This window comes from Mariprofundus micogutta (genome assembly GCF_001895085.1).
Lineage (GTDB): Bacteria > Pseudomonadota > Zetaproteobacteria > Mariprofundales > Mariprofundaceae > Mariprofundus > Mariprofundus micogutta.
In genome coordinates this window covers 95,689-122,064 of record NZ_BDFD01000005.1, presented here as the reverse complement: position 1 = coordinate 122,064, position 26,376 = coordinate 95,689, and the positions used below count along the sequence as shown (strand labels likewise).

Annotated in this window: 23 protein-coding genes and 1 tRNA gene; 3 read left to right on the top strand and 21 right to left on the bottom strand. The window is 46.3% G+C overall.

From position 1 onward, the window contains the following. Position 1 precedes the first annotated feature (1 nt). From MMIC_RS04445 to MMIC_RS04355, 20 genes are all read right to left on the bottom strand, one after another. A complete protein-coding gene (locus MMIC_RS04445; protein WP_171966454.1) occupies positions 2-6,991 on the bottom strand; it encodes a PLxRFG domain-containing protein in 6,990 nt (2,329 codons plus the stop codon). 70 nt (positions 6,992-7,061) lie between these two features. Then, on the bottom strand, positions 7,062-8,219 hold the full coding sequence (locus tag MMIC_RS04440) for a hypothetical protein (protein WP_072659248.1): 1,158 nt from the start codon (positions 8,217-8,219) through the stop codon (positions 7,062-7,064). Positions 8,220-8,333: 114 nt separating this feature from the next. Further along, positions 8,334-8,717 (bottom strand): helix-turn-helix domain-containing protein, encoded by a 384-nt coding sequence (locus MMIC_RS04435; protein WP_072659247.1) that lies wholly within the window; start codon positions 8,715-8,717, stop codon positions 8,334-8,336. Between the two features lie 18 nt (positions 8,718-8,735). Beyond that, on the bottom strand, positions 8,736-9,038 hold the full coding sequence (locus tag MMIC_RS04430; RefSeq protein WP_072659246.1) for a type II toxin-antitoxin system HigB family toxin: 303 nt from the start codon (positions 9,036-9,038) through the stop codon (positions 8,736-8,738). 39 nt (positions 9,039-9,077) lie between these two features. Continuing rightward, positions 9,078-9,512 (bottom strand): hypothetical protein, encoded by a 435-nt coding sequence (locus tag MMIC_RS04425; RefSeq protein WP_072659245.1) that lies wholly within the window; start codon positions 9,510-9,512, stop codon positions 9,078-9,080. After that, a complete protein-coding gene (locus MMIC_RS04420) occupies positions 9,509-10,363 on the bottom strand; it encodes an AcrVA2 family anti-CRISPR protein (protein ID WP_072659244.1) in 855 nt (284 codons plus the stop codon). The genes MMIC_RS04425 and MMIC_RS04420 overlap by 4 nt, the downstream gene beginning before the upstream one ends. After that, positions 10,360-10,818 (bottom strand): RuvC family protein, encoded by a 459-nt coding sequence (locus MMIC_RS04415; protein WP_072659243.1) that lies wholly within the window; start codon positions 10,816-10,818, stop codon positions 10,360-10,362. The genes MMIC_RS04420 and MMIC_RS04415 overlap by 4 nt, the downstream gene beginning before the upstream one ends. A 162-nt stretch (positions 10,819-10,980) precedes the next feature. Next, positions 10,981-12,201 (bottom strand): replicative DNA helicase, encoded by a 1,221-nt coding sequence (locus MMIC_RS04410; RefSeq protein ID WP_072659242.1) that lies wholly within the window; start codon positions 12,199-12,201, stop codon positions 10,981-10,983. Beyond that, complete coding sequence (locus tag MMIC_RS04405; protein WP_072659241.1) at positions 12,198-12,965, bottom strand: hypothetical protein; 768 nt, start codon at positions 12,963-12,965, stop codon at positions 12,198-12,200. The genes MMIC_RS04410 and MMIC_RS04405 overlap by 4 nt, the downstream gene beginning before the upstream one ends. Position 12,966: 1 nt before the next feature. After that, a complete protein-coding gene (locus tag MMIC_RS12680) occupies positions 12,967-13,116 on the bottom strand; it encodes a hypothetical protein (protein WP_171966453.1) in 150 nt (49 codons plus the stop codon). Further along, complete coding sequence (locus tag MMIC_RS04400) at positions 13,113-13,319, bottom strand: hypothetical protein (RefSeq protein WP_072659240.1); 207 nt, start codon at positions 13,317-13,319, stop codon at positions 13,113-13,115. The genes MMIC_RS12680 and MMIC_RS04400 overlap by 4 nt, the downstream gene beginning before the upstream one ends. A gap of 3 nt (positions 13,320-13,322) precedes the next feature. Next, the gene (locus MMIC_RS04395) at positions 13,323-13,553 is read right to left on the bottom strand and encodes a helix-turn-helix transcriptional regulator (RefSeq protein ID WP_072659239.1); all 231 of its coding nucleotides are present in this window, start codon (positions 13,551-13,553) and stop codon (positions 13,323-13,325) included. 318 nt (positions 13,554-13,871) lie between these two features. Beyond that, a complete protein-coding gene (locus tag MMIC_RS04390) occupies positions 13,872-15,092 on the bottom strand; it encodes a tyrosine-type recombinase/integrase (protein WP_072659238.1) in 1,221 nt (406 codons plus the stop codon). Positions 15,093-15,322: 230 nt separating this feature from the next. Beyond that, positions 15,323-15,397, bottom strand: a tRNA-Glu gene (locus tag MMIC_RS04385). A 19-nt stretch (positions 15,398-15,416) separates the two neighbouring features. Then, positions 15,417-17,825 (bottom strand): hybrid sensor histidine kinase/response regulator, encoded by a 2,409-nt coding sequence (locus tag MMIC_RS04380; protein WP_072659237.1) that lies wholly within the window; start codon positions 17,823-17,825, stop codon positions 15,417-15,419. Positions 17,826-17,833: 8 nt separating this feature from the next. After that, positions 17,834-19,279, bottom strand: a complete 1,446-nt coding sequence (locus tag MMIC_RS04375) for a methyl-accepting chemotaxis protein (RefSeq protein ID WP_072659236.1) — start codon at positions 19,277-19,279, stop codon at positions 17,834-17,836. 92 nt (positions 19,280-19,371) lie between these two features. After that, positions 19,372-19,818 (bottom strand): chemotaxis protein CheW, encoded by a 447-nt coding sequence (locus MMIC_RS04370; RefSeq protein ID WP_227819353.1) that lies wholly within the window; start codon positions 19,816-19,818, stop codon positions 19,372-19,374. A gap of 18 nt (positions 19,819-19,836) precedes the next feature. Continuing rightward, positions 19,837-22,026, bottom strand: coding sequence for an ATPase, T2SS/T4P/T4SS family (locus tag MMIC_RS04365; protein ID WP_072659235.1), 2,190 nt, complete (start codon positions 22,024-22,026; stop codon positions 19,837-19,839). A gap of 251 nt (positions 22,027-22,277) precedes the next feature. Then, on the bottom strand, positions 22,278-22,850 hold the full coding sequence (locus tag MMIC_RS04360; RefSeq protein WP_072659234.1) for a hypothetical protein: 573 nt from the start codon (positions 22,848-22,850) through the stop codon (positions 22,278-22,280). Then, on the bottom strand, positions 22,831-23,133 hold the full coding sequence (locus MMIC_RS04355; protein WP_227819352.1) for a hypothetical protein: 303 nt from the start codon (positions 23,131-23,133) through the stop codon (positions 22,831-22,833). The genes MMIC_RS04360 and MMIC_RS04355 overlap by 20 nt, the downstream gene beginning before the upstream one ends. 151 nt (positions 23,134-23,284) lie before the next feature. Between MMIC_RS04355 and MMIC_RS04350 the strand changes: the two genes are divergently transcribed. Genes MMIC_RS04350 through tadA form a run of 3 tightly spaced genes read left to right on the top strand, consistent with a single transcriptional unit; the run spans position 23,285 to position 25,553 of the window. Continuing rightward, the gene (locus MMIC_RS04350) at positions 23,285-24,268 is read left to right on the top strand and encodes an ABC transporter permease (protein ID WP_072659233.1); all 984 of its coding nucleotides are present in this window, start codon (positions 23,285-23,287) and stop codon (positions 24,266-24,268) included. Continuing rightward, positions 24,265-25,086 (top strand): ABC transporter permease, encoded by an 822-nt coding sequence (locus MMIC_RS04345; RefSeq protein ID WP_072659232.1) that lies wholly within the window; start codon positions 24,265-24,267, stop codon positions 25,084-25,086. Before MMIC_RS04350 ends, MMIC_RS04345 begins: the two co-directional genes overlap by 4 nt. Further along, the gene (tadA, locus tag MMIC_RS04340; protein WP_072659231.1) at positions 25,086-25,553 is read left to right on the top strand and encodes a tRNA adenosine(34) deaminase TadA; all 468 of its coding nucleotides are present in this window, start codon (positions 25,086-25,088) and stop codon (positions 25,551-25,553) included. The genes MMIC_RS04345 and tadA overlap by 1 nt, the downstream gene beginning before the upstream one ends. Here tadA and MMIC_RS04335 read toward each other — a convergent pair. Continuing rightward, positions 25,550-26,194 carry an RlmE family RNA methyltransferase gene (locus MMIC_RS04335; protein ID WP_072659230.1) on the bottom strand — a complete coding sequence of 215 codons (645 nt, stop codon included), beginning with the start codon at positions 26,192-26,194 and terminating at the stop codon, positions 25,550-25,552. The two genes, tadA and MMIC_RS04335, sit on opposite strands and share 4 nt — an antisense overlap. Between the last annotated feature and the right edge of the window lie 182 nt (positions 26,195-26,376).

Genomic DNA, 26,376 nt, shown 5'->3' with positions numbered 1-26,376 from the left:
ATCATTGTGACATTATAGAGACCGGAAATGAGAGCTGGAGATTCAAAAATAGAGCATGATTTAAACAGACTTTAGGGGGGTCAAAATTGGACGCTGATGGGGGGTCAATTTTGGGTGCTGATTGACAGTAAAGAGCTTCCTTCTTGCCGGTTAAGTCCCTGTCAGGCGTTCTCAGCCATAGTTCACCAAGAGATACCCGAGAATGAAGGTCAATCGGCGTGTAGGCGTTTACTGGGCCTTTGGCTATTGCTTCTCCAACCTTTGTGCCGAATGTATCTGCTAACCAATTGCGGTAAGCAGCTTTGGAGTCATAAGGTTCATCGTCATCATCGAATGCAAGATCCAGTGCACTGAAGATTACTGATGCCAGTGGTAACCCAAGTGTCCCCGCTGCAAGAGCATGTTGAGACAGAATCCCCGCCAGCGTCATGCGTGCCTGATTGCGTACTTCTTTGGACTCACCCTTAAAGCTCTGGTTGAAGTTTCTCAGCAAAGCATAGGTCATATGCTGGGAATACTGTTTAAACATCGTCAGCACGCGCACCACGTCACCTTTCAGGTATCGAGGTCTATTGCTACTCGCATAGTTGAAATGGCTGTCAAAGACCATTTTACGCGCTTGATCTACTGCCTGCTCATGGTTTGAACCTGAATCCTTAGCCAGTCTGTACGCTGCCAGTGCAGACACCTGTCTATTCAACACTTCGGCATTATGGAAAAAAGCTCCAACGTATCGCATGGCCTTGGCTCTTCCCCTGCTCATCTCACCTTTTGCATTATGCCGGGTATCTGTCTCTGCAAGCTGTGCCAGGGCATGTGCCTGGGTAATATCCAGCGTTCCATCTTTGATCAGCTCATCGATCAGAGCATGTTCTGATTTCGATAAGAGTTTATTCCTATCCAGTGATACCCAAGCTTCATATGAGCCAGCCTTGAATGGAGACCGGGCATAATCTTTCATAGCTCTCATCAGTGCTGCAGATGATTTACCCCATCCATATTTACCGGCCAACATTGGCAGGGTTACCAATGGTGTCTGGCTCACGTTCACAATGCCGGCAGCAGGGCTTGCACCGAGATACCAGATGAAGCCAAGACTTCCTAAGTGGGAGGTCATGGGGTGAGAGTTCGGGTTCATGATCTTCTCATGCCGTACTTTCATTTCATTGAGCAGATCCACTGCCAGATTACCGTCATCAAGCACGCTTACCTTACCGCTCTGCAGTAACCCGATCTCATCCTTCATGCGGGTAATCTCATTCTGCATCTGATCGGCATACATAATGCGGGATAGATGGTGAGCACCATGGAATACGGTATGCCCAAATGCTCTACGAGCATCGCCCGAATATCCCTTGATACGTTTCCGGTGAATACTGTGTTTCAGCGCAGACATATCCGGCATCATTTTCAACATCAGCTGATTCACATCATCCGCAAGGTCAGACTGTTTCAGTCCATGCCTATCCAAAATTCCAAACACTTCCTGTGCAAATGCCGGAGCATTACCGATATCACCAGCAGAGAACTCTTCTCCCTTCACCCTACTGACCTGGAAGCCTGCCTTACGGTATTTTGCCGCTGCGCGTTTCTGCTGTGCGCTGGTTGCATGATGATCACGAATATAATCACCATCTTTACGGGCAATCGTTACGTAATCTCCGAAGCGAGCCAGAGGGAAGTACGGCCCTATCTGTATTGCCTTTCTAAACGCCAGCCTAATTTCTGTAATAGACTGTTTACGCAAACCCTCATCAGGAATGTTCCGGGAAATCCTGTCGATCATTGCTTCCTGAGTTTTATTCCATTGTTTGCTATAGAGATCACGAACGTTTTTATAGACACCCTTGGCATCTTCACTGAGCGACTTATAACGCTTGGCAATGTTCGGATATGCAAGTTTACGGTGATTCTCATTCACAATTTCACGGTTAACTTCCACAGCTTCCGCTTCACTGCGCACTTGCTGCAACTTCTTCTGAAGGTCAGGCATCTGTGATTCAAAGGCTTTATCCGGATGTATGCCATAAACCGTTGCATCGTTCATCAGCTTACCAACAGCATCTGCTTCCTTGTTGCTGAGCTTATCCCATGTCTGGTCTACAAGTTCAGCTTCGTGCAAAGCCCCGTTTCTCTCTGCCTCCAGCTTCTGCAATAGTGTGTTGTAATTAGTGAGCGGGTTACCGTTTAACATGCCATCGTATACACGTGAATACACATCACCCAACTGAAGGTTAGTAAGCGTTCCCATCAATATGCGCCGTTTATCCTTGGCAAAGCCTATAACGCTATCCCATGACAGGGATTTTACAGCCGTGTTATGGTCATCCACAAACCCATCGAATCCCCCCATACCTGTTGGAGTTGGTTCATGTTTTTTATTCGGCCTATTTCTGGCCTCCAATGCTTTACGAACTCCTTCAGCCTGACTCTTGCCGAATAACAAACCATCTTTGCGCGGGATTCCTTTGGCCTTTCTGCCAGCTGATTGTAGTGCTGCCCTGATTGCGTCCTTGTCCCCTTTAACAATCAAAGTGCCGTTCTCTTGAGGAAGTATCTCGAAATCGCTCTGATCATGACTGTAATCAACCATGAGAACCGTTTCACCGGTTGCTGTAGTCTTATTGATCAGTGCCTTTTTACCCTGCTGAAGAACATGAAGAAGATCGGTTTCACCATACTCGGCCAGCTTTGCAAAGCCATTGTCCCGTAACCACTGCCTGATCGCTCCAATGACCGCCTTGAACTTATCCATTGCCTTCGGTTTGTTCTGTGCAATCGCAGCCATCAGTTCATCTGTCAGAATGGCAATGCGCATGTCATGTTGCCAATCAGGTCTGTCCGCTCCAAACAGATCTTTACGGTAACCATCAACTTCCCTGGCCACACTGCGATTATCCGCAATCTTCTTGACTCCAGCCCATCCACCAAGGGCTGCATAGAGCTTGTTCATCTCTCGCACATAATCTTTGCCGAATAGTTTCCTGACTCCTAGATGTCCCATCAGCTCATGTAATACAGTTGCTTCTAAGTCATCCAGACTGCTATGCTGGTCTGCAACAACATATATGGAGCCTGATCTATGGAGAGCGCCTTTTACATTGCCCTTGGAACCCTGTTTCTCTGCATCTGCCTGTACATCGGCTGGAAGCTCAGAGTAAGTAGAAACAGTATTGATATCAGCAGCGATACCGGAAGTGGAGAGGATTCTGGTAATGGTGTCTCGTGCCTGCGTGACAGTGACGATCCCGCCTTTGGCACCATTATCTCTACTCGTAGAGAATAACGCTAAACCCTTCTCTGTCTGCTTGGTTTCCAGTGTATCAAACAAGTTATCAAATGCTTCCTTGATTGGAGCAATCTCATCAGGTTTCAGATAAGGATAGCGCTCAGAGTTCTTTGACCAGCTATCCCAATCCTTCACATTGGCCAGGTAATCATTTTCATAACCCTTCAGGGCCATTTCATTGATCACGTAGTTTTCAAATGAGCGAGCAGCACGCTCGATGATGCGAGACCAATAACCATCAGCCTTATTCTTATCAATCGTCCTTGCTCTCGATCTCATGGGTGACGCATCCAACGCATCAACCAGCTCTTCAAAAGCCTGTTCAACTTCCGGTCTGATCTCATTTGTGTGTGCTGGATCAATATCCCAGTTCTCTGCTTTGTAGAAGCCTGAATCCGGATATTTCTTCTGCGCCTCTGCCAAAGCCTTCTTGGTCAGTTTGGTGCGGCCACTGTTATGCATCATCATGGCAGTTGGTTCATACGTTACATAATGGCCTTCACGACCTTTAGCTGTACCTCGCTGGCGTTGGAAGTAGTTATCCAGCGCATGGAAGAACTCGTGGGCAAGTGTTCCGGCTCCACGTGTCTTGGTCAGGTTAATCAGGAAGTCGCTATCTTTAATCTGGGTATCAGCACCTTCAAAGTGGGCTGACGCCATGCCTGATCCTCTTGCACCAAATGCCAGACCAAGTTCACCATTGAGAGACAATGCCTGTGTAGGCACGCCCATTATCTCAGAGAGGTCCATCAGAGCGTCATAAGCATCGTTCAATGACTGCTGTCGCTCATTCTTACCCTTGCCCTGCTTCACGTAGTTTCCGAAATCCACGCCACGGAAACCAAACTTTTCAGAGAAATGGTCTTGGGAAATATCTTTTCCCTTGCGGTAGTCTTTGCCGGTTCGCTCACGGTTTGCTTTGTTACGAACATCGCCTTTGCCAACATTGTCCCGGGCCTTCACACCATCCCAAGCATTTACCAAGTCAGCATGATTGTTCTGGATATACTCGAATGCTTCTTTTGAGTCAGTGAACCGGTCAGTCAACTTGCGATATTCACCATCCCCTTTCTTGTTGATGAAGAAGCCAGTCGCAGAGTTGCCACGCACCTCAAACTTTAATCGGCCGGCTGGTTGCGCTGCTGTAGCTCCAAGGTCTGCTTTGATCTCATCAACAACTTCAGTCCAGGAGTCATTGTAGTGATAGCGTTGCCTGTTCACTGAAATAGATGGACTCGCCTGTTTGTTGCCATCTTCATTGTACCTATAGGCATTGGGCCAATCGCTTACTGTCTTGACGCTACCCCATAGGCTACGGTCCAGCTTAGATAACAGGTCAACCTTGGTCTCAAATTCCCTCAATACACGGTTATCACTGACCATCTTCTTCATTGCATCAATATCAACTTCACCGCTCTGAATATCGTCAGCAAACTTACGCATCATGGTTACTTTCTCAGACCAGCGTTTCAGTTTGTGGCTTTGTCTTGGTTTAGCCGGTATTTCCTCACGGATAGATTTAATGAATGCCGCCTGATATGTGTCTTCAATCTTATCCAGGTCGGCTTTTGGCCATGATTTACTCAAAGGAACATTGGCAACTTCATCATCAGATACAGCGTCACGCATACGCTGATACTTATCACGCTTAGAGTCCTTTAATTTCTCTCCGAAGCTTTCTATCGGCGTAGTCGGATCATTTGGGTTCGTTTGTTCTATCTCTGATGAAAGTGATTCAATTGCCATATCTGCATTCTTATGGCTGACATAGGCCGTCCCATTCTTACGTGGAGCAAAGCCTACTCCAGCCTGCCTTAGGACGTTTCTCACATCAGGCCCGGAGATAATCACCGCACCATTGTTTTGTGGTTGGACCTCGAACTCAGAATGAGGTTGTGAGACTTTTTCACTTGCAGGTTGCGCCTCAGAATTATACTCGAAGCTCTTACCTTGGCTGATTGCTGCAAGAGCCTGTTTTTGTGCCGCTCGCTCAATCTCTTTTGAGTCTTGAGCTAATGAGGCATCAGAAGCGCCCTCAGAGCCTTTTTCTACTGTTGGTACCTGAATGCCTGCCGTGTCTCCCATATCAACAGCTACGGCTGCCTGGCGCTGCTCAAGCACCTGTTCGATAGGCTGGAGGTCTACCGATCCACCTTCACCAGCCAGCTTCTCTGCTGATACTATGATCGATTGGTGAATATCCGGATTGGTTTCGTCTGTAACCTGTTCAGCTACGATCCGACCTTGAGCATCCATGCTGATTACAGCGCCTGTTGGGTTTTCCGGTTTAGCTCCAGTTCCGTAACCAAGAGCCTCGCCCAATGTTTCCGGGTTCAATGCTTTAGCCAATACCTGTTGATCTTTGTAGATCAAAGTTCCGGAGTCTTCTAACTCGAAGGTTTTAAGCCCTTCGGGTATCTCTGGCATGGACTCACCCGGCGTAATCAATACAGCAGGTTTGCGTCCATCATTAAGAGCATCCACTTGTGCTTCAATGGTAGAGGCTGGTTCCGGTACTTTGGGTGCTTTCTGATCTACCTCTGCCATATTCGTGCCGTATTCATTCCCTGAATCAGCCATATTCACGGCATCTTCATAGCTGATTCCTTCCATGGCGGGATTTGTATCTACACTTGCAGGATCTTCACCGACTACTGCCCATGGATCAGATGACAGTTCTGTTTCTTCACCCGCGTTATCGCTGCGCACCTCAGTTCCTGCCATACCACCCAGCGCACCGCCTATTACACCACCGGTTACTGCACCACCTACTGCTCTGTTCGCCACATCATCAGAAAGCTTGCGAGACTCATCAGCTGTGCTTTGAATTGCATAGTTCTGCGCCACTGCTTCAGCGCCTTCCTGAACCGCCTCCTGTGCGCCTTCGCTTACAGCGCCAGTTGCAACGGCCCTTGGCATTGTGGATGCAAGAGGCAACCCCTTAGCAAGCTTGCCCATCATTGCACCTGCCGGGGCTCCCGAAACAAAAGTTGTTGCTCCTGAGATAGATGCTGCTTTTCGACCTGCGGCATGAGCAATGATCTTCTTTGCCCCATCCTGCTTCTCTTTCTCATCAAGTCCTGACGGCATTAAATTGAACACTTCCGTATAGGCAGGATGCTTAATCAAATCATCATGTTTCATCTTCATGACTTCATCGTATGTTTCTGATCCAGCCATTGGAGCAGACACAGCCGCTTCTCCAGCGCCATACCCTGTTGCCCCTGCTATAGCGGCCCCTTTAGCGGTTGCAGGTTTTGCGACAGCCATAATACCTTTCGTTACTGCTCCGCCGGCACCTATACCAAGTGACATTGGAAGAAGTGAGTTGGCCAAAGCAAGGCCAATTGTATGTGGTGATGTTAAGCCTTCACCAATGCCATTATCATCAGTGATAAACTTCTTGGACATTTCCTTTTTCGATTCAGGAGAGATGGAGCTATCCCAATACTTAACCGCCTCTTCGCCAAGGTCAGTTAGTGTAGCCCCAACATCTTCAGCACCAAGGTTCTCAGCAAGCCAGCCTATACCTTTAACCATGGATGCGCCGCCCTTCATCACAGAGGCACCATAATCTTTCATTGTGGCAGATTCACCATTGCTACCTACCTGATCCATAAAGGAGGGTGATTCATCAACTACAGCCCAAGGGTCAATCTGTTCTGAGCCAGGTGATACCTGTTGCGCTGGTTCTTCTGACATAACAGCCCATGGTTCTGGAATCTTGTTAGGTGCTACTGGTTCCTCTGCGACTACATCCCAAGCACCCATATCATTTCACCCTGACCGGTCTACCACTATCCAGCGTCCATTGTTGACCGTTACCAAATGAAGTTACCTTGCCTTCCCTGAGTTGCTGCGCTGCCTGCGGTGGTAATACTCCGTCAGAGCCCTCTTGGCCCTGAATCACCCGTGGTGCTGGTTGGGCCTCACTTTCCTTTCCACTAATCTGATCAATCAGCCCATATGCCTCACTGATCATCTGCTCACGACTACGGTAACGTGGGTCGCCTGGCTTGACCTGAAACATCAGCTGGTTCTCTTCAGATGCTTCTACCATATCAGCAACAAGCTTGGTTGGATTTGATTTTGCCCGTTGAGTGATTTTGAGAGCTTCACTTTTGTTTTTGGCAAGGCCATTTGATACCAAATACTCAATGTTTCTCTGCATGTTTGTTGGCTGTACCGGTTTAGCGGCATTCTCCGTCATTCGGTACTTATGCTTACGGTCTGCAAGTCGGGTTTCTTTGTCTTCCAGAAGTTTGAGTTTTTCTTTCTCAGTTAATTTGCCATCATCAAATACTCCAGAAGTATTCCAAAGCAAGTCACTGAAAACTTCTACTGGCATAATGGTTCCCTGGCCATCCTTCCTGCCAGGGTAATCCAGAGGGCCGGTTTCACCATCAGTTCTATTCAAATGAGTCAATACTCCCAAGTTGCCCTGATCGCTTTCCAAAAGCTGATATCCAGCGACTGGTTTATCTGGATTGATTGCACCTGAAGGGCTGCTAGCCAGATACTTCTTCATGAACCCAGCCTCATTGTTGAACCATGCGGCCCCCTGATTCATGGTGTCGATTCGTTTCATCCGTTCATCGTCAGGTAATGATTTGAATGCCTCTAGTGTTAGTGGGCTACCATTCCTATCTGACATGGCGGCACGAACCCTTTTAGACACAAACTTGCCACGCCGCATAAATTCTTCATCTTTCAAAGCGTTTGATCTCAGCTGATTTAGCTCAGCATTCATGTCCAATGTCTGCTGGCGTTGATCCATCATGCGATTGCGATAAGCCCGGGTTTCCGCCCTGTCTGCTTTTCGCTCTTCATCCAAACGATCCTGCCTGTTCATCTCATGACCAGTACGTATTCCGTTAAGAAACCCACTAGAGAATCCTTTTGCTCCAAAACCACTAATACCAAAAGCCATGTCACTGCCTCCAAAACGCAAAAAGACCGCTCCCCTTGCGGAAAACGGTCTTCGAAATAAATCGGCATCCCCTATATGGGAACAGTTGCTATTTTACTCCTTGGTGTACGTTCGTCAACCAATCACTGATGCATGCACCTCACGAGAAGTCTGAATCAGTACTTCTGCAGGAATACCAAGCCCCTGGTTAAGATTTCTGATCATATTTAGAGATAGGTTTCGCTTATGAGAAAGAACTTCGTATACACGGTTGCTCCTTCCAATCATTGGTTCAAGGTCTTTAATTGATAGACCTTGTTGCTCCATCTCAAACTTGATGGCCTCAATCGGGTCAGGCATATCAATTGGATAGTGTTTTGCTTCATAAGCTTCAACCAGTGTTGCAAGCACATCCAGTTTCTCACCTTCTGGGGAATCAGCTTTTGCCATCATAAGAGATTCAATCTCTTTTAATGCTGAGCGGTAATCAGCATCTGTCTTGATTGGTTTAATATCCACGATTACATACCTCCGGCATTAAATAGTTTGCACATCAATTTTATCATATTGCTCATGGGTACCAATAAAACGGATATAAACCACCCGATAAGCATAATTTATCCACACTACAAGCCGATATTTGTTTCCGGCTATATTGAACACAGCTCTTCCATCTCTAAGAGTGCTTGCGTTCTTAAACTGCCCTTTCAGCTCTGCAGGCGTTGACCAGTCTGCTTTTACTGTATGCTGATACCACGCTTCAAGAGGTTCCTTTGCATCAGCATAAGAGGGGGTACTGTCCAAAAACTCTCTGATTGCTGATCGGGCAATTACTCTCATTTACAGAATAATAGTCCCAGCATGGGACTATTTCAAGAGCTAATAATGTAACATCCCTATATCTATCAATTCCCTCTCCAACTGATCTGTAGCATACGGCAGAGCAGCGGACACCCAGGCTTTAACCAAATTAAACCAATTAGACACCTGCTTCCTGTTTGTTGAAAGTCGGTTTGCATGATCAATTTGGCGATAGCGTTGAGGGATATTTGCAATCTTACGAAGAGCGCCCTCAATTAGCAGAGGGTCACAATCAAGCTTTGGCACCAATTTCAAGGACAGGACTTCACATGCCTCCTCTGCTCGCTCGTAACGATCCGCATTGATTGCAACCAGTAAGAGTCCCATTTCATCGGTCAGGATATTCGATGCCGTGCGAACTACGTCATTTTCATGTGGCTGATTGAATGAAATGCGAATGGCCTCATCAAGTGAAGGGAATACAGAAGTCCATTTTTCTCCATCAATAATCATGGCCGAATCTCGACTGAATAATCCTTTTGGATGACTCCTCTTTTGCCTGAGCCAACAGCACACGACGAAACCCATGTGGTTTTGCCGGTTGGTAGTTTGCGGATATGTCCCCGCCTTAAATGGAGCCTTGGCGAACGGTGGCTGCCAGCGCCCCCACCTTCGTATGTTTTGCGTCCTTTGATGGTCAGTATTCGATACTCAAATTTCAGAAATTCACGTTTAAGCTTTCCAAGCTTTTGCCCCGGCTTAACCTTTGGAGCTGGTACAGTTTCAACTGCAATATTATTGCACTCAATTAGGGCATGCAAACCCATAAGAGCAGCTATGGCAGCTTTACAGGTATCTATTGAATTGGATTGTAATTGTTCCGTGAGCTCTGTACTTCTGGCCTCATATCGTTTCAGATCATCTGTACCAATGGTTATAAAGCGGTGTATTCCACATTCTCTAGTTTCGATTTCTGCCCAGCTAGGAGAACATATCCAACCATGATTGCCATGCTCTCGACTAAATAAGAATGTTCGTACTGACGTTGGAGACGTTCGCTTGTAGAGAACTACAACATCATGATCACCGTCTTCACCCTCATTGGAAATGAACTCAATACACATTAAATCAAATTCCAAATGAATCGGACTAGATCGAAATAGACCATCATCAGCCATATCACACTGAAAAGGCAGCTCATCGGTGGGACCAAGTGAAAACTTTACCGAGTGTCGTAGGTCTTCAAGTACATCTTCGGGCACTTGAAATTCGTTTAATATCTTATGCCCCCTGAAGTACTGTATGACCTTCGCCGAAAGCCCCTTGATTACAGGGTCTGCATATTCAACTGGTTTCTGGCTCATACCTTATCTCCTATTTCTAACCGCTTTGCATACGTTGCCATCAGCAGCGCATCAGCTTTGCCGTCATCGGCTTTGTATTTCAGTTCTACTTCAGGGAATAAGCGCCGAGCCATATTCAGGCTGCGTGCCTTGGTGTCCCCTGTGCCGGCATCAAGCACAGCCTTTTGCCACTTGTGCGGTGTAATGGTCATATGTGGGATACCAAGAGCTGCAAGGATGCCAAGCCAGGCACCGAAGTTTTGACCAAATTTAAACGTACTGCTTACACCTTGCTTGGGCATAGAATGAACAGATTCAATACAGGCCATGGTGATGTTGTGATTAACATGAATGTCGCGCAGCAGATCAGCAGCACTGACAATATCACCCGGATAACGCCATGCTTCTGCTCCTTCAGGGTGAATAATGGCAACCCCACCCTTCTGACCAGGATCAATTCCCAGAAAGCTTTTCATATTCCATCTCCTGTTGTTCAGATTTTATTTCTGTCTGTTGATTGTTTGAACCATCTTGAATGCATTTCTGGCATGACGTTACCCAACTGATGTCCAACAAGGCGCTGATGCCGAACACGTGTCCACACCTCAGGCAAGTGGTGGTTTTGAGTTTGTTTCGCATTAGAAATCTTCCCGGGCTAATGATTCGTAGCTAGCTGAACTTCCAACCCAAGCCATTGGCGCGTCACCGGTAGGCCCATTTCTATTTTTGGCAACGATTACTATTGCCCGGTCGTTATTCGACTCATCTTTATAGCGGTAAGGTAGCATAATTACATCCGAATCCTGTTCTATAGAGCCTGATTCTCTGAGGTGAGCAAGTGTTGGCCGTTTACCATCTGCTTCACGGTTTAACTGGCACAACAGCATCACGCAGCAGTTCAGCTGCTTGGCCAGGGTCTTAAATATTCGTGTCATTTCTCCAACCTGAAGATGGCGTGGCAGGCTTTTAGTTGACTCAGGATCCAGTAGACCGAGATAATCCACCATGAGCAGATCGAGTCCCTTCTTTGCATGATGCCTGCGAGCCTGTGCAGCAATCTGGCTAGCTGACCTCTTTGGATTATCATCAATGTAGAAGTTCAACTTTTTGATTGTATCAACCGACTTAGCCGCTCCTTCCCATGCTGAGTTTGAAATGACTGCGCCGGTTCGTAATAGCTTCAGATCCATCCTCGAAATAGAAGCCATGAGTCGATAAGCCACTGATTGATTATCCATTTCAATTGATGAAAAGCAGACCGCATTTGATTCAGCAACCCTTTGGCACATACCCATCGCGAAAGCCGTCTTGCCCATTGATACCCTACCAGCTACGGTTACAAGGGAGCCTCTTTCCAGCCCGCCGGTAAGGAAGTCCAGATCAGGATAACCCGATGGCATAAAGCGATTGTCATCAGTTCCCTCATGCCTGGACCGCATGTCATTGTAAGCATCAACAATCAGATCAACCACCGGTCGGTATTCTGAATCACATTCACTGTCTGCTGCTGTAATCAAACCTGTCAGCGAAGCATCTACACTTTCACCGGATTTTAGTTTCTTGTGAGCCAGAACAAGTGCAGACATGAAAACCCTCTTTCGATGTGCCTCAATTATCTCCCTGCCATGTTTCTCCGCTGCAGATGTGTATGCCTGGCCGATCATGTCTGAGATCGCCTGTTCATGCTCACTGCCTATCTCACGGCAAACAGAAACTGGATCTGAATAACCCGCAAGCATCGTGCGCCAGACATGAGAACAAAGCTTATCGCTAAAGTGATCAGGTTTAACTGACACCAAACCGATCAGATCCTGATCTATCAGGCATGAGCCTATGAAAGATTGTTCGATCTTTTTCATAGTGCCCTCGGTAGATCTTCGAGAGCCACACGGCTCATGTCTGCTGCACATTGGATCGGAACAGCATCAGCAGACTGTTGGTGAACTAGACCGCCATGCCATCCTTTCTCCTTTCGGCTACGAAGGTAATTGCGAAAGGTCGCATGCCAATCTGATTTCTTGTCGCCTTTGCTTTTCCAATAATCAACAAATTCAGCGATATACTTTTCTGGATTCTTGATATCTTCTTTTGTTGTCCAGGTGATCAGATTGTCATCTAGCCTGAAGTCATCAGGGACAGATGAAGTGCGAGTTTTCTCGCGCGGTTTATCTTCTTTCTTACCATTCTTTCCCTTCTTACCATTCTTGTCTGTGGCCCTAGTTTGGCCCTCCTTTGGCCCTTGTTCGGCCCCATCGCTGGCCCTTACCTTGGCCCCTGTGTCTCCATTTGATTGATAAAGTCCCCAATTCATAAGGGTTATAACTGATACTGCTTTGGCCCTTCCTGCCGCCCCTTTCATGGCCGCAATTTCGGCATTTTCAAAAAGTTTTAGAATTCTTCTAATTTGCTTTTCAGTGAGTCCGCACACCTTTGCCAATCGTTTTCGACCACCCAGCACTTGACCAGGCAATAACTCGATCACCTGTCCATCAACCACAACTTTATGTGGCTTATGGGTGGCACTAGTAAGCAGATAGATGAATACCGCCAAGGCATCATGATCACCCTGAATCATCCAACTATCCCTGATTTTCCGGGATAACTTCACATAGCCTTCAGCCATGCTACGCCCCTTTCCGAGCAACATTAGCCGACTTCCAGAAAGCTGATTGGCATTCAACGAGCAGTATCGATGACCTACCCTGTGATTTCAGGAAGGCTTTGAATGCAGCCCATACCTCTGCAGCAGTGGCATGTCTCTGTGCGCCACTCATGACCACATCTCCTTTGCATATGCAGCTGCTTTGGATTGAGTAAGAAAACTGGCAGCCAATTCATTGCATATGATGACTAGCCAGCAGCCGTGAGAATTTTTTTGTATTTTGCAGGTGGTATCTGTAGCTTTAGCTTCTCTTTCTTCGCCAAAAGAATTAAAAGCCCTAGCCTTATGTGCTGGGGTTTTTTGTGAGGTTTCCATGATTCACACCTCAGCCTGTTCAGAAGGTTGGCGATGGCTCCAGTCTTTGCCATCCAAAATTAGTTGTGCCATCTCATCTATAAAATCTGAACGCCAAACTGTGGTGCGCGTTGCCATTCTGATAGCTGGTGGTGCCTTCCCTTCTTTTACAAGTCTCCACCAAGTTGAAGATGAAATTCCGAATCTCTTACAGCAATCGCGTGTTCTCACAAATTCAATTTTATTGTTTTCCATTATCACTCCATAATACGAAAAAAAGGGCCGCCGAATGGCAGCCCTAGAAACAAAAAAAGCCGCTCAAAGGCGGCTTACAGTGTCATCCTGTGAAGGAATACAAATTGTGATTATTGATTAATTCATCCGTATCCTCCAAACAAAAAAGCCCCGCCAAAGGCAGGGCTCTCAGAATTTATTTTGATATAAAAAAAGCCGCCATATTGGCAGCCATTAAGTAATCAATTCGCACGTGTAGCGAAAGTATGGAAAAATATAGGGGTGTATTTGCCATCTGTCAATATTTAAGTTGCATCATGTGCGCCATACAGGCCAAGATCAAGATCTCCGCATGATTGGTATCACATCTGCACCAGCACAGAGGCCATCTAAATAATCGGCCCAGTGTTGCATCATTTTCTGGCGCTCTGGCAAATGCCGGGCATGGTTATATGAACGCTTCACTTCATTACCCTCTTGGTGGGCTAGCTGGCGTTCAATAACATCTGTAGGCCAGCCCTGCTCATGTAGAATTGTTGATGCCATACCACGGAACCCATGTGCACAGATCTCACTCTTATCATAACCCAGCCTACGCAGTGCGCTGTTCACCGTATTATTAGACATTGGCCGGGCAGCACTCCGAATTGAAGGGAAAACGTATTTCCCCTCACCTGTGAGCGCATGGGCATCACGAAGGATAGTTATCACCTGATCACTGAGCGGCACAATGTGAACTTGTTTCATTTTCATCTTCTCTGCAGGGATTCTCCACTCAGCTTTCTCTATGTTGATTTCTGACCACTCTGCTTGTCGTAATTCACCTGGCCTTACAAAGAGATACGGCGTTATCTTCATGGCACACTGAACAATAAATGTACCTTCAAAACTTTGGATAGCTCGTAACAGTTCGCCTACCTTTTTAGGGTCAGTAATTGTTGCCCTATGGGACACCACTTTAGGTTCAAGAGCACCTCTAAGGTCACGGGAGGGGTCGCTATCGATTCGTGCTGTCGCAACCGCATAGCGGAATACTTGGCCACATATAGAACGAAGTTTGTGTGCAGTATCTACTGCGCCTCGGTCTTCGGCTTTCCTCAACACTGCCAACACATCAACAGCTTTAATCTCATCGATAGGTAATGAGCCGATCCATGGGCAAATATCATTGTTCAGCCAGTTCTGGATTCGGTTTGTGTATTCAGGCACCCACTTTACTTTGTTTTTGATCAACCATTCTTTGGACACGCCTTCAAAGGTTAAAGCCATTCTTTGAGACTGTTTCTCTCGTCTGTCATGTTGCTTGGCCTGGCTGGGGTCAATATTTAGCTCTAAAAGCTTCTTTGCCTCATCACGCTTGGTACGGGCCTCTTTGAGCGTCACAGATGGATAGACACCTATTGCAAGCGTCTTCTGCTTGCCACCGAAGCGATAATTCATACGCCAGTATTTACCGGCGTTGGTTACTTGAAGGTACAGCCCACCACCATCGGATAATCTCACCTGTCTCTTGCCTTCAGGAAGCGCTGCAGATTTCACTTTCATATCAGACAACTTCATTCAACACCTCCATAGCGAATCGCCTTAAGCACTGGAAATAAAACGATTACGTTATATTTGATGGTATTAATTGAGCTCATTTCCATCAATTTGAATAAATACCATCAAAATTACCATCAATTTGTTGGTACATTATGAAGCATCATATCGTATCAGTTGTGATTTAGGCAAGAAAAAAGCCCAGAAACATTAGGTTTCTGAGCTGGAATGAAGCTTCTGAGGCTTTGATTTGGTACTCCCTAGGGGAATCGAACCCCTGTTTCCGGCGTGAGAGGCCAGCGTCCTAACCGCTAGACGAAGGGAGCGGGAAGATGTGTATTATTATTACCCGGGAATACTGCTTAGCAAGCCATTTAATCGCTCTATCAGATCATCCAGATTGTCTTTGAGGTGTCGTTTAACCACATAGGTGTTTGCGCCAGCATCCAGCGCACTACGCTGATCATTATCACTGTCGCGCGATGCCATCACCATAATTGGAGTAGATGCTGCACTTTTATCCTCACTGATTCTCACTCTTTTGATAAGATCCACACCGTTGATTCCCGGCATGTCCAAATCAGTTACAAGCAGGGCGTAACTGTTCAATGCCAGCTTATCCAGGGCATCCTCCCCCCCTACTGCCGTATCAACGATAAAACCAAACGATTCAAATAAATGTTTTTCGATTTCAAGTGCAATAGTTGAATCATCAACCAGTAACAGATGTTGATCGAATATATCCTTCCCCTGCAATAACTCAGATGTATATTCAACATCCGGTGCAGTTCGCCACATCTCTTTCAAACCGTTGGGTTCGATCAATAGCAATACACTTCCATCATCGGCAATCGCGTTGCCCATCAAACCCAGCGGGTGGTAATATTTCAGATATGGATCAATTTCACGCACAATAATTTCACGCTCTTCGTATACATCATCCACTACAATACCGAGGAAGCCTTCAATGTGTTCAACGATGACCAGACTGGCCTGCGTAGAAGTACTCGTCGCATTCCCCCCACCAAGGGCTTGATGAAGGTCAATAACAGGCACCCGATGCCCTTCATGTTTCAAATAACCCTGACTGAATGGCCCGTGCCCCCGCTTGATCTCCTCTTCATTCAACGGCAACACCTGATGAATAAACTGACTCAGCAGACCGAAATGGTTATTGGCTATCCTGAATGAGACCGCCTTCTGAACAGTCACACTGACAGGAAGAGTCAGTATAAATTTACTGCCTTTGCCCTGTTCTGATTCAACATGAACCGTACCTGTCAGTTCACGCATGGCCTCCAAAACAACACTCAGCCCAACTCCGCGACCGGCAACAGAATCCGTATTTGCAGCAGTTGAGAAGCCTGAATGGAAGATAAGCTCCAGCACTTCAGGCGTATCCATCTCACTGGCTTCAGATTCACTAATAATTCCTTGTTCCATGGCTTTCTTGCGAATTTTATCTGTATCAATCCCGGCACCGTCATCAATCACTTCGATACAGATACCGGTCCCCTTCCGAATAGCAGAGATGGTAATCTGCCCCTCTTCAGGTTTGTTGAGCCCCTTGCGAACCCCTGGGGTTTCAACACCGTGAACCACTGCATTATTAATCAGGTGGATCAGTGACTCTGACAGTGCCTGGGCTGCAATCTGGTCCATCTCAACATTTTCGCCGGAGACCAGAAGCTGGACCTTTTTGTCATAACGCTGGGATATATCCCGAACAGCACGGGGGAAGATTGAAAACACAGAACCAAGTGGCCTTAGCATCAAACCAAAAACCTGATCTCTGAGTCCACCTTGCATCAGCAGTGAACGTTTTTGAAACATACGAAATGTGTCTCGGAAGGTTTGAATGTCTCTCAATGCCTGGTCAAACTCAACCTGTAGCCTGGCATTTTGTGATGATTTCTCTGACTGGATAAAATCATCAGAAAACACCTTGTTTTTCAACTGTTTGAAATCACCCTGCAAACGCTCCAGCTGTTCAGGCATTGAGCCTCCACGGTAACGTTCCGAGCTGAATTCAATAATTTGATTGGAAAGCCTGTCCAGTCGGCTTCGATCAACCCTGAGGAAACTGCCAGAACTATTCTCTGGCGTACTATTATCTTCGAGTTGGTCCAGCACCGGGCGAAAATCAATTTCACGTACTACTTCTTTTTCTATTGCTGGTTTGGTAACAAGCGTGGGCAATGTTTCTTCAGGAGCCACGGACTTCTCAGTTTCGAGTGAACTTTCTATCGTTCCCATTACAGCCGCTATCAAATTTCTATTTACACGATGCTTCTTCTTTTTTCGACGCGGCTTTAATGACTCTTCCTGTGGGAGTTCTTCTGGCAAGGCTGAATCCTGTTCCTGTTGTTCATAATGATCACTCAGCTCTCTAAATCTCTCATGAAGCGGGGTCACATCAATATGTACCTCTCCATCCACGTGATTCACACGCTCAGCCAGCTGGTCATGCAGATCATACAGTAGCTGAATCATTGATTGTGAGCGCACATGGGTATGCTCAATGACAAACTCCATAGCATCTTCAAACAGATGAATGACGTCGCTGACATCCTGCACGCCAAGCATTTGCGCAGAGCCTTTAATGTTGTGGGCATCTCGCCTGAGTTGGGTTAAAGATTCCTCATCAAGGTTGCCGGATTCAAGCAGTACCACTCTTCGATTGATCGATATGAGACGTTCTTTCGCTTCATCAAAAAAAGAAGCAAGAAAGCCGGATGTATCAAATTTAGTCACACTTATACTTACGACATATTCTGCAGGCTTTCGGATGCTTCACTCAAACGTTTTGTTGCCTCTCTTGATTCCTGCAGTTTGGTTCCTGATATATTCAATAATTCAGAAATATGTTTGAGTGCCTGAAGAATTTTCTGATTCCTGTCATTTTGCCGTTCGGATGCCTGCATAATAACTGATGCTGTCTGCGTGGTTTTATCCGCCACATTTTGTGTTTTATCCATTAAGCCTGAGACGCGGGCACAGGTCTCAAGGCTTTGCACGATTTCCTGAGCTGCATCGCTATTTTCACCAGCGGATTCTACTGCCATTGTTTTCAGTTCCTCTACGGATGTGCGGATATCTTCGGCAACCTGACGAATTTGATCTGACATTGCCTGTACTTCAGACGTTACTGAAGAATTGTCGCCGGTAGATTCTATTGAAGCATTCAATGCCAGCAGATTTGCTTCTTCGGCCACCTCCAGAATTTGCCCGATAGCAGCAAGCACCTGATTCGACTTCTGATCAATAATAGACATTTTATCCGATGAAGTGTTGATGACATCCCGTACTTTGCCAATCGAAGAATCCAGCCCCTTGATTTCGGCAACTGCACCTTTGACAAATGAAGATGTGCCATCAGCATTTTTCTCCATAGTCGCAACGGTCGCTGAGATTTTATGACCTGAATCGGAAATCAATTCCAGCCCTTTGATTACTCTATGTATAAATTTCGATTGCTGGTCGGCCGCATCGACTTGCCCCTCACTCACACTAAGCATATTACCAGCGCTTACAGCCACACTGGAAGAAACCTTGGATAGCTCCTGTGCATGCCGGACCAGCCTGCGATTAAACAACTCAAGCAGAATCACAATCAGCAGAATAAACCCCAGCACAGCATACAACTGCAACTTGGCTTTTTTGTCATGCTCAGCTGACTTTTCCTGCAGGACTTTTTCAAGACTGATTACGATAGACTCAAGTTTTTCTGCAGTTGCCAGAACCAGATTCTGCGCCAGCACTGTTACATGGTCTGCCTGATTCGCAGGTATTTTTTTATCTGCGACATCCGAGGCAATATCCATCACTTCACTCATCAGGCGATTCACCTGATCCAGTGCCTTCTGATGCTCTTCAGTTAAATGATCAATGGCTTTGATTTGCGCATATGAATCTTTATAGGCTTTTACAGCCTTTTTCAATTTGGGAAAGTTTTCTTCGCTGGCTGTCAGGGCAAAATCATTCAGAGGCCGGACCACATCAGAAAGCGAGGCTCTGAATTGTTCAATATGGAACTGGTCGACATAAACCTTTTCAAGATTTTTCATACTGCTCTGCTCCCGCTGCATAGCGATGAAAATAATCGCAACCAGAATTACAAACAGTAAAATTGAATATATAAAGTTACGCCCAGCCATCTGCTTAAGCGATGTATGTTTGCCTGACTTATTATCCCCTGTATCTTCCATGACGCTGTCCCCTTCCCTTCAATACATAGCAGGAAAACCTTAACAGGTTTGCCAAAACAAATTCAATCTAATTTGTTAAATGCCTGATTCTCTTATTTCTGCAGTAATTGTGAGCAATCAAGCAATGCATAGTCGAGTCCATCATGCTCAAGTTGTGCAACATTTCCATATAGTTCAGACGCAGTGCTTTGGGCAATCAAATCGCGATCGATTTTCTGCATCCTTTTTACTTCATCAACCCAAATGCCAACATGCATCACTGGATGCCGTAACATTAACAGGCGTGTACGCGCTGTTGCATGCAGTGATGGCGATGGTAGCGATGAAACTTTCCCCACATTAATAATACAGACAATTTGTCCGTGAATATTCGCCAAACCTATCAGGTGGTCAGGTGCCATTGGAACGGCAGTAAGAGCTCCCGGCCTGACTACCTCCTTGATTTGAGTTGAGCGCAACAGCACATCTTTGCCACCGACAATTACGTGTAGCATATCATCCTGATCTCTCATCTGTTCAATATCTTTAGCAGTCTGCATACATCACCATATCTGATTTTATTGTACATTGGAGCGTATATGCGCATACAGACCAAGTGTTTTTTTCACTCTGGCCTGCAACTTCAATGGCTCTACAGGTTTGCCGATATAATCGTCAGCGCCATATTTCAAACCCAGCACTTCATCTTCCTCACTCTTGCGCGCTGTAAGCAGGATAATCGGCACATCACTAAAGCGCTCCTGTTCCCGCATGCGCTGGAGCAATTCCAGACCTGTCATATTCGGCATTTCGCAATCGGTCAGAACCAGGTTCGGTTTCATACTCTGCAACATATTCCACGCCTGCTGGCCATCCTCTGCCTGCAGCACTTTATATCCATCAGCATCAAGAATAAATTCGACAAGGTTTCGTACGCTGCTTGAATCATCAACAACAAGAATGGTCTGTTGGCCCGTATCTGTGTTCTGTTGCTGGCGCTGGTCCCTGTTTTTCTGAACTTTTCCATATGAGAGCATCTGCATGTTTTCATCGAGATGTTCATATAATTTAAACCCTTCAGGTTGTGTCGTTACGCGAATCACCTCTTCAAGACTGGTCTGGCCGGCCATTGCTTTCGACAAGCCATCCTCAAACATGGTGAACATACCCTCTTCTCTGGCAGCCTGCATCAGTTCGCGATCCAGTGCTCCGCGCGAAATCAGCTTGCGCATGCGATCATTCACATAAAGAACCTCATGGATGCCAAGACGGCCTTTATAGCCGATATCCATGCATTCTTTGCAACCTACCTTTTCAAAAAATACCACGTCATCAGGGATTCCCAGGCGCTCTATAAGATCACTGTTCGGGCGCCCTACCTTGCGACATTTTGTGCACAGACGGCGCACCAGACGTTGAGCAACAATCAAACTCAATGATGAACCAAGCATCATCGGGTCAATGCCTATATCGATAAGTCTGGTAATGGTGGAAGGGGCATCGTTGGTATGCAATGTTGATAATACGAGATGACCTGTCTGAGCTGCATGCAAAGCAATCTCAGCCGTTTCTTCATCACGAATCTCACCAACCATCACCACATCCGGATCTTGTCGCAGAATGGAACGTAATACCGTAGAAAAAGTCATACCGGACTTCTGGTTAACCTGTACCTGGTTGATACCTTCGATCTGGAATTCAACCGGATCTTCGATCGTAATCAGGTTCATCTCTTCATCTTTGATATGATGCAGAAATGAATACAGCGTCGTCGTTTTGCCACTGCCCGTCGGGCCGGTCACAAGTATCGCCCCCGTTGGCAGCTTAATGCATTCCCTGACCCGCTTATAGGCCAACTCTTCAAAGCAGAGCACATCCAGACTCAGTGCAAGTCCGCCTTTGTCCAGAATACGCATGACAACTTTTTCACCATGCATAGCCGGTAAAGTGGAGATACGCATATCATAGCTTTTACCCCATAGCTTGATGCGGGTACGTCCATCCTGAGGTGTACGGGCATTGGCAATATCCAGTTTGGACATGATTTTAATGCGCGAGACCACCAGAGGGTGCGCCTTGGAGGGAAACTTCAGCATAGGACGCAGTCGACCATCCACACGCAAACGCACCACACTCTGGCGCTCACCGGGTTCAATATGCACATCCGAACTACCAATCTTCATTGCCTGTACAATGATTCCGTTCACCAGCTTGAAAATGGGGGAATCTTCGGCACCGCGTTTTAGCTCATCCAGGTTTGCCGACACCGTACCAGAGTCAATCTCCTGGGTAAGCGCATGCTCATCATCAAGCCCTTCCATCGCAGCATCAAATGCCGAATCACTATTACTATAACTATCAGAAATTTTGCGTTGAATATAATCCGGGTGGGTAAAACGGGGCACTATGCGTTTCCCCAGCTTAAACCCCAGTGCATTAAGCATATTCACATCAAGCGGGTTTCCGGTTGCAATCAACAGATCTGTTTCATTTTGGGAAATAGGTACAAAGTCGTATTGCATGCACAGCTTTTCAGAACAGAGTTCCAGTAAACTGTCATCAATGGTCAGATTAGTAATATCTACATATGGGGTTTTATAAATTTTGGATACTGCATTAAGTAGTGTGCTGCTATCTACATTATGCATCTCAAGAAGACACAGGAGTAAACCTTTTTTATGAAACTGATCACTTTGTTCGGCTTCAGTAATCTGAGCCTCACTGATCACTCCCAGTTGAATCAGTTGCCGTTGATGCTTCAATTGCATTGTATCAGACCATGCCCTCACGATTGAATAAACATCTTATGGAAACTCATAAAAATCAGAGCGCCCGTTCAGGCCACATGGCCTGCCAAAACCGTGTACATCTTGCCCGTTTTTTCAAACAAAGACAAAACAGACTCTGCATCACACACTGAAAAACAGATTAATACCTTTCAGCTGTTTCTTAATGATATCAATCAAGCAGCCAAATATAAATCATATTATGACTTCAATGATATTGTGGAGTAGCAGTTTTACTGACTAGAGCTGACGTTAGCGTAAAAGGCAATACCATTTTCCTCGTCTTCATATAACGCAACCCATGCATCAATTCCCTGTTCCGTATCAGGCAGGGCGATCATCGGGATAATCACAGTGACATTCGTATTCAGAGAATCAATGATTTTACACAACCCCCCTACTTCAAAGGAAGTGTTGTCTTCACTGCTCAAGTCCAGGTATGAGAGGCTGCAGTTGATACCCATATCATTCAGGCTTCCTTCAGCATCACGTAATACGTCTTGCTGTACGTTGATGACATCGCCATTGACCGCATTTCTCGTTTGCGAAATCATCAGTACCATAGAACCTTTCATCGCCTGAATAAAATCACTGAACTTGCCAAGAACTATCGGCTCGAATTCAAAGTTTTCATCATACTTCTGGAATACGGCGAAATTAAAATTCCTGATTTCACCATCTGCATGTGCAGGTAATGGGGTCACGGTCAGCATTAGAAATGCTGCCACTGCAGATAAAAGCGTAAAACGCTGACGGTTTCGTCGAACAAATATGCTAGAAATGTATTTAGATGTTGCGGATTGCATAAATCGCATCCTCCATCATCTGATTGATCTTATCTTCCATGGCACGACGCATACGGTTCACATCTTTTTTACTCAAACCGGCTTTTTCCAATTCATCAAAATCTTTCATGCTGCCCATCGCATCACGCAATTTTCTAATGATAAGCTTCAAACGTTTCATGCCATCTACAGCTTCTGCAGCCTGTGCCTTCTGATAGCCAAACGACACATGTTCAGTAGTTGTTACCGGTGCAGCCAAAGCAAACATCACTGCAATAGTCATTGCGAATAAACTTTTTTTCACAGTTTTCCCCCACGGATTCATAATTAGCAGATGATACCAGCAATGTTACAACACATTGTCAAGATTGATGTCTATACCCTTGAAATAAAAAGGGAAACTGTCTTTAGAGCAATACGATGTAATTCAATGCTTTCGCGGTTATAGTTGCCCTGTGCTTAATTATCTGATGAAACGCATGGCTGGAATGATCCCCCTACTTCTGGGGATCACTATTATATCTTTTGGAATCATGCACCTTGCACCGGGTGAACCGGTGGTTACTGGGCAAGAGTTTAACCCGAAGGTTTCCAGTCAGGATATCGAACGCCTGCGTGCCTATTACGGTCTGGACAAACCCTTATATGAACAATACTGGAATTGGCTGAATCGTCTGGTCGTACTGGATTTTGGCCAATCATTTTCTGCAGATGGTCGTAGTGTGCTGGACAAAATATCGGAACGTATCCCCGTAACGCTATGGATTAATGTACTGGCCATGATGGTGATTATTGCCATTGCCATCCCCATAGGCATTGCCAGTGCTGTACGCCGGGACTCATGGTTTGATAAGGGCATGACCATCTTTGTCTTCATCGGTTTTGCCATCCCTTCTTTCTGGCTGGGACTTCTGTTAATGATCTCTCTTGGCGCCAATTTACAGTGGCTACCCATATCCGGATTACATGACTATAACTGGCAGCAAATGGGCTTCTGGCAACAGCAGATGGATCTACTGGAACACCTTGTCTTACCGGTATTTATCTCCGCCATTGGCGGGCTTGCCGGCATGAGCCGGTTTATGCGCACAGGCATGCTGGATGTCATACGCTCTGATTACATCACAACTGCACGTGCCATGGGTGTACCCGAAGGTGTGATTCGATACCGACTGGCGTTGAAAAATGCACTGCTGCCGATTATTACGCTGCTAGGTCTCTCCATTCCCGGATTGATCGGTGGCTCGGTAATTGTCGAGCAGCTATTCTCACTACCGGGCATGGGCCTGTTGTTTTTCGAAGCTGTCATGTCACGTGACTACCCTCTGGTGATGGGTATTACCGTGATTGGCGCAGTGCTGACACTGCTGGGCAACCTGATTGCAGACCTCTCCTATGCCTGGGCAGATCCTCGCATCCGCCATGGAGCAGGCTCATGACTTCCTTTGCCAGGCAGCGACCATTAATGTTTATCGGTGGCCTTATCGTGGCTATCATTACAGGCCTTGCCCTGTTTGCACCTTGGCTAGCCCCCTATGACCCATCTGAAATCAACGTCAAAGTGATACTCATGCCGCCATCCTGGGAACACTGGTGCGGCACAGATACTTTGGGGCGCGATATCTTTTCCCGCATGCTTTACGGTGCACGAATCTCTCTGGCAGTTGGTTTTGTCGCAGTCGGCATATCCCTGTTGATCGGGCTGATACTCGGAGCCGTTGCCGGATACAATGGTGGTCGCACCGATGGCATCGTTATGCGCCTGACTGATATGGTGCTCTGCTTCCCGACTTTTTTCCTGATTCTGGCTGTGATTGCATTTCTTGAGCCCTCGATCTGGAATATTATGATCATCATAGGCCTCACTTCATGGATGGGTGTAGCACGACTTGTAAGGGCTGAATTTCTCTCATTGCGTCATCGTGAGTTTGTTCTGGCGGCACAAAGCCTCGGAGTTCCGTCTATTCGCATGATGTGGCGTTATTTGCTACCCAATGCCATGGGGCCCATTCTGGTGTCAGCTGTACTTGGCATTGCTGGTGCTGTGCTTGTTGAATCCGGTCTCTCTTTTCTGGGGCTGGGAGTTCAACCACCAACACCTTCCTGGGGCAATATTCTTATTGAAGGAAAAGATAATATTGAAATTGCATGGTGGGTTTCAATGTTCCCGGGCCTTGCCATTCTGATTACAGTGCTGGGATATAATCTGCTTGGTGAGGGATTGAGAGATTACTTTGACCCGAAACTGGAACGTTGATGCAAAGTGATACTGATTACATGAACAAAGCTTTGCAACAGGCTGAAATAGCAGCGGAAAATGGCGAAGTACCTGTTGGCGCACTACTGATCACTGCTGATGGAGAGGAGTTTGTATCGGGCAATGCACCAATCACAACTGATGATGCTTCAGCCCACGCAGAAATGCGTGTCATTCGAGAGGCATGTCAGGCACTCGGCAATTATCGCCTGACTGGAAGTACGCTCTATGTGACGCTGGAACCGTGCCTGATGTGTGCAGGTGCCATCGTACATGCTCGCATAAGTCGAGTGGTATATGCAGCAAGTGATCCAAAAACCGGAGCAGTTGAATCCTTATACCAAATTCTGTCTGATGAAAGGTTAAATCATCAAGCAGAGATTACATCGGGCGTATTGGCCGATGAGAGCAGTAAGCTTCTGAAGTCTTTCTTCAGGTCACGTCGGAACAAACGCAAAAACAGTTAATCGATTGCTTTAAATTCCCGACCTAACAGAAAAAACTCGGGGGACGTTTTACGACTGGCTGCAGGTTTGATGTTTTTAATCTTCTTGAATGACAAACCAAGATCACGCCGGAAGGCATCATAACCTTCACCCATAAAAGTTTTCATCAGCACATCGCCTCCGGGACGCAAGTACTGACGGGCAAAATGCAAAGTCATCTCGTTCAGACCTATCATACGCATCTGATCCACCAGTTTGTCGCCGCTCATCTCCGGAGCCATATCGGACACCACCATATCAACTGCACGTCCTTCTAATGCTTCCTCAAGCGCCTTCTGTCCTTCTGGTGAATCAAAGTCAGCCTGAATCAGGCTAACGCCCTCAATCGGTTTGAGCGGCAACAGGTCAATACCAATGACTTTGCCTTCAGGACCCACACGTTTGGCAAGCTCAATACTCCATGAGCCTGGTGCACAACCGAGATCAACAATCACGGCATTTTTTTTAACCTGCAACTGATGCTGTTCAAGAATTTCAGTGAGCTTGAAAGCTGCACGTGAACGTTTCCCCTCTTTCTGGGCTCTTTTTACATGAGGATCGTTTGCATGGCGCTGATACCAGGCTGATGTCTTACGTGCAGCTTTGCTTTTTGAGTTGTACATAAAACCTCATTATCTGCATTTTTTGAATTGTGCCAAGTGAAGCAAACCCACTGCTTTGTTCTCTTTAGAACTATCGCACCAACTTTAGCAATACCCATTGCTCTGTTCTCTTTTGAACTATCGCACCAACTTAAGCAATACCCATTGCTCTGTTCTCTTTTGAACTATCGCACCAACTTAAG

Bases quoted from the DNA above. Each gene is read 5' to 3' on its own strand.
- MMIC_RS04445 (WP_171966454.1), bottom strand. From the start codon at position 6,991: ATGTCAGAAGAACCAGCGCAACAGGTATCACCTGGCTCAGAACAGATT.
- MMIC_RS04440 (WP_072659248.1), bottom strand. From the start codon at position 8,219: ATGGCTTTTGGTATTAGTGGTTTTGGAGCAAAAGGATTCTCTAGTGGG.
- MMIC_RS04430 (WP_072659246.1), bottom strand. From the start codon at position 9,038: ATGAGAGTAATTGCCCGATCAGCAATCAGAGAGTTTTTGGACAGTACC.
- MMIC_RS04425 (WP_072659245.1), bottom strand. From the start codon at position 9,512: ATGATTATTGATGGAGAAAAATGGACTTCTGTATTCCCTTCACTTGAT.
- MMIC_RS04420 (WP_072659244.1), bottom strand. From the start codon at position 10,363: ATGAGCCAGAAACCAGTTGAATATGCAGACCCTGTAATCAAGGGGCTT.
- MMIC_RS04415 (WP_072659243.1), bottom strand. From the start codon at position 10,818: ATGAAAAGCTTTCTGGGAATTGATCCTGGTCAGAAGGGTGGGGTTGCC.
- MMIC_RS04410 (WP_072659242.1), bottom strand. From the start codon at position 12,201: ATGAAAAAGATCGAACAATCTTTCATAGGCTCATGCCTGATAGATCAG.
- MMIC_RS04405 (WP_072659241.1), bottom strand. From the start codon at position 12,965: ATGGCTGAAGGCTATGTGAAGTTATCCCGGAAAATCAGGGATAGTTGG.
- MMIC_RS12680 (WP_171966453.1), bottom strand. From the start codon at position 13,116: ATGAGTGGCGCACAGAGACATGCCACTGCTGCAGAGGTATGGGCTGCA.
- MMIC_RS04400 (WP_072659240.1), bottom strand. From the start codon at position 13,319: ATGGAAACCTCACAAAAAACCCCAGCACATAAGGCTAGGGCTTTTAAT.
- MMIC_RS04395 (WP_072659239.1), bottom strand. From the start codon at position 13,553: ATGGAAAACAATAAAATTGAATTTGTGAGAACACGCGATTGCTGTAAG.
- MMIC_RS04390 (WP_072659238.1), bottom strand. From the start codon at position 15,092: ATGAAGTTGTCTGATATGAAAGTGAAATCTGCAGCGCTTCCTGAAGGC.
- MMIC_RS04375 (WP_072659236.1), bottom strand. From the start codon at position 19,279: ATGGAAGATACAGGGGATAATAAGTCAGGCAAACATACATCGCTTAAG.
- MMIC_RS04370 (WP_227819353.1), bottom strand. From the start codon at position 19,818: ATGCAGACTGCTAAAGATATTGAACAGATGAGAGATCAGGATGATATG.
- MMIC_RS04365 (WP_072659235.1), bottom strand. From the start codon at position 22,026: ATGCAATTGAAGCATCAACGGCAACTGATTCAACTGGGAGTGATCAGT.
- MMIC_RS04360 (WP_072659234.1), bottom strand. From the start codon at position 22,850: ATGCAATCCGCAACATCTAAATACATTTCTAGCATATTTGTTCGACGA.
- MMIC_RS04345 (WP_072659232.1), top strand. From the start codon at position 24,265: ATGACTTCCTTTGCCAGGCAGCGACCATTAATGTTTATCGGTGGCCTT.
- tadA (WP_072659231.1), top strand. From the start codon at position 25,086: ATGCAAAGTGATACTGATTACATGAACAAAGCTTTGCAACAGGCTGAA.
- MMIC_RS04335 (WP_072659230.1), bottom strand. From the start codon at position 26,194: ATGTACAACTCAAAAAGCAAAGCTGCACGTAAGACATCAGCCTGGTAT.